7 protein-coding genes and 1 pseudogene are annotated in these 3,155 nt (G+C 54.8%); all 8 read left to right on the top strand.

All coding sequences use genetic code 11. The annotated features are described in order from the left end of the window. Nucleotides 1-81 precede the first annotated feature (81 nt). Nucleotides 82-252, top strand: coding sequence for an AMP-binding protein (locus tag AAC853_RS00080; protein WP_340613227.1), 171 nt, complete (start codon nucleotides 82-84; stop codon nucleotides 250-252). A 91-nt stretch (nucleotides 253-343) separates the two neighbouring features. Beyond that, on the top strand, nucleotides 344-724 hold the full coding sequence (locus AAC853_RS00075) for a hypothetical protein (protein WP_340613226.1): 381 nt from the start codon (nucleotides 344-346) through the stop codon (nucleotides 722-724). A 190-nt stretch (nucleotides 725-914) separates the two neighbouring features. Further along, nucleotides 915-1,052 (top strand): annotated as a pseudogene (locus AAC853_RS00070) (hypothetical protein); the annotation flags it as partial. Between the two features lie 65 nt (nucleotides 1,053-1,117). Further along, nucleotides 1,118-1,309 carry a hypothetical protein gene (locus AAC853_RS00065; RefSeq protein WP_340613230.1) on the top strand — a complete coding sequence of 64 codons (192 nt, stop codon included), beginning with the start codon at nucleotides 1,118-1,120 and terminating at the stop codon, nucleotides 1,307-1,309. Between the two features lie 30 nt (nucleotides 1,310-1,339). Beyond that, nucleotides 1,340-1,735: a hypothetical protein gene (locus tag AAC853_RS00060; RefSeq protein ID WP_340613229.1), complete on the top strand. Its 396-nt coding sequence runs from the start codon at nucleotides 1,340-1,342 to the stop codon at nucleotides 1,733-1,735. After that, nucleotides 1,626-1,997, top strand: a complete 372-nt coding sequence (locus tag AAC853_RS00055) for a condensation domain-containing protein (RefSeq protein ID WP_340613224.1) — start codon at nucleotides 1,626-1,628, stop codon at nucleotides 1,995-1,997. Before AAC853_RS00060 ends, AAC853_RS00055 begins: the two co-directional genes overlap by 110 nt. 51 nt (nucleotides 1,998-2,048) lie before the next feature. Further along, the gene (locus AAC853_RS00050) at nucleotides 2,049-2,480 is read left to right on the top strand and encodes a condensation domain-containing protein (RefSeq protein ID WP_340613223.1); all 432 of its coding nucleotides are present in this window, start codon (nucleotides 2,049-2,051) and stop codon (nucleotides 2,478-2,480) included. 267 nt (nucleotides 2,481-2,747) lie between these two features. After that, nucleotides 2,748-3,155 (top strand): AMP-binding protein (locus tag AAC853_RS00045; protein ID WP_340613220.1); only part of this gene is annotated, 408 nt, incomplete at its 3' end.

The raw sequence follows: 3,155 nt of genomic DNA, 5'->3' as shown, positions 1-3,155 counted from the left end.
AACGGGCACTGGCCGGACTGACGGTACTTGATTCGAATACCCTTGCCAGACCAGCCGGACAGTAACCCACAGGTAATCGGATTGACGCCACAACATCTGGCTTATGTTATCTATACCTCCGGTTCAACCGGGCAGCCGAAAGGGGTGATGATAGAACATCAGGCGGTGTATCAACGTCATCTGGGTTTTAACGAAACCTATGCCGGTCACTGCGCAAGACCGGTTGTTACAATTTGCCTCTTTTGCGTTTGATGTTTCAGTAGAAGAGTGCTGCTTGTCATTATGTAATGGCGCCACGTTAGTGATTTGATGAGGTGGCTGACTTCGATGCAGGAATTTATTGTTGGCCCGGCAGAACCGTATCACAGTTATGTCTCTGCCGGCGTTATTTTGGTCTGAACTGGTTGCCAGAGAAACCCATTACCGTTACCGGATTGCCTCAGATTCATCATCATTGGCGGTGAGGCCGTTAAAAAGAGCGCCGTTCAGGATTGGTTTGCGCAGAAATTATCACCGACCTCGACTATTGAACGCCTATGGTCCGACGGAAAATACCGTGACGGCGACCTGTAAGGAGATATTATCCCGGCCGATGATCGTTCTATCGGCCGGCCGCTTAAAAATACCTGCGTTTATCTGCTGGACAAATATGGTCAACCGGTGCCATTGGGCTGCGTTGGCGAAATGTATATTGGCGGCGTGGGGTGGCACGGGGTTATCTTAACCGCCGGAATTGAGCGCGGAACGTTTTATAGCCGATCCCTTTAGTCCGGTATCCGGTGCGCGGATGTATCGCACCGGGGATTTAGCCCGTTACTTGCCGGACGGCAATCTGGAATTCTTGGGCCGTAACGACCAGCAGGTTAAAATTCGCGGCTTCCGTATTGAGCTGGGGAGAAATTGAAATCCGGTTGGTGGAACACCCGGCGGTGCAAGAGGCGGCGGTGTTGGTGTGGGGGATGGGGCAGAATAAACGGCTGGTCGCCTATGTGGCGGCAGAGGCGAATGAAGGGCTTGACGGCCGTTTGCGTGAACATTTGAGTGCCGTTTTGCCTGACTATATGGTGCCGTCGGCCTTTGTGCGGCTGGATGCTTTCCGCAGACGCCGAACGGCAAGTTGGATCGCCGGGCGTTACCGGCGCCGCGGGAGGAAGATTTTGCCCGTCAGGTCTATGAAGCGCCGCAAGGGGAAACTGAGATCGCGCTGGCGGCTATTTGGCGTGAGTTACTGGGTATTGAGCAGATCAGCCGGTATGACAACTTCTTTGCGCTTGGGCGGCCATTCATTGCTCGCTGTACGCATGATTGAACGCTTGCGTCACTTGATCAGGCTGTCGTGGTGCCGCCTAACGTCATCACCCCGGCCACTACGACGCTGACGCCGGCGATGTTGCCGCTGATTGATCTCACTCAGACTGATATTGATCGCATCGTCGGGCAGGTGCCGGGTGGAGTGGCTAATATTCAGGATATCTATGCCTTGTCGCCGTTGCAGGACGGTATCCTGTTCCACCACTTGTTGGAACAGAAAGGCGACCCGTATCTGTTGCTCTATCCGGTGATCTTTGAGAATCGCTCGTTATTGGACCGTTATCTGGCGGCGGTACAACAGGCAATTGATCGCCATGACATCTCTGCGTACGGCTTTTATCTGGCAAGGATTATCAGTTCCGGCGCAGGTGGTCTGGCGTCAGGCACGGTTGCCTGTGACGGAACTGACGTTAGACCCGGCTGACGGCCCAGTTATTGACCAGTTAACCCGGCGTTTTGATCCGGGTCACTATCGTCTTGATTTGAGTCAGGCGCCGTTACTGCATTTTGTCATCACTCAGGAAACTGATGGCCGCTGGTTCTTACTGGAATTGCAGCATCACTTGATTGGCGACCATGAAACGTTGGAAGTGATGCACCGTGAAGTGCGGGCCTATTTTACCGGGCAGGAGGAGAGCTTGCCTGCGCCGGTTCCTTTCCGCAATCTGGTGGCTCAGGCCGGTTGAAGGGGGAGTCAGGCAGCACATACCCGTTTCTTTACCGACATGTTGGCGGAGGTGGATGAACCAACATTCCCATTCGGGCTGGCGGAAGTACATCGTGACGGCTCTCAAATGAGGGAATCTCACCGGATGCTGGCGCCTGAGCTGAATGACCGTTTGCGTAGTCAGGCTCGGCGTTTGGGTGTCAGTCTGGCGGCGTTGTGTCATCTGGCTTGGGCACAGGTACTGTCGCGTACCAGCGGGCAAGAGAAAGTGGTGTTTGGCACCGTTCTGTTTGGGCGCATGGAAGCGGGAGAGGGGGCAGACAATGGCATGGGGCTGTTTATGAATACCTTGCCGTTGCGATTGGATATCGATGATACCCCGATACAGGATAGCGTGCGTGCGGTACATTTGCGACTGGCCGGGTTGCTGGAGCATGAGCATGCTTCACTGGCGCTGGCCCAGCGGTGCAGTGGTATTGCCAGCGGATACGCCGCTCTTTAGCGCTTGTTCAACTATCGACATAATGCCTTATCGGCAATGTCGGATGACATCATCACAGGCGGTTTGAATTTCTTGGACGGACAGGAGCGGACCAACTACCCATTTGGGCTGTCGGTGGAGGATGGTGGTTCCTCGTTGGGGCTAACCGCTCAGGTGGTGCAGCCGTTTGAGCCAGAGAGACTATGCGATTATATGCAGCAGGCGCTGGAAAGTCTGGTGGAAGCGCTGAACAGGCCCCGGAGACGCCGGTACGAGCGCATTGAAATTTTGCCTGAAACGGAACGTACACTGTTGCTGGAAACCTGGAATGCCACGGAAAACCCGTATCCTGACCCATTATGTGTTCATCAACTGTTTGAACAACAGGTAGAGAAAACCCCGGAGGCGACTGCGTTAGTATATGAAGAGCAAACCCTCAGTTATGCCGAATTAAATGCTCGCGCCAACCGCCTTGCCCATCAACTGATGACATTGGGCGTCGTCCCGGATCAAAGAGTGGCGATTTGCATGGCACGTTCACCGGCGATAGTGGTGGCGTTGTTGGCGGTGCTGAAAGCGGGCGGGGCTTATGTGCCGCTGGACCCGGCTTATCCGGGAGAACGTCTGGCGTATATCCTGAATGATACGGCCCCGTCAGTGGTACTGGCGATGAAGCTGGCCGGACGGCGCTTGGCG

This window comes from Xenorhabdus thailandensis, assembly GCF_037996785.1.
GTDB lineage: Bacteria > Pseudomonadota > Gammaproteobacteria > Enterobacterales > Enterobacteriaceae > Xenorhabdus > Xenorhabdus griffiniae.
Note: the sequence above shows the minus strand (reverse complement) of the source record. Positions and strands in the feature narration are given on the sequence as shown.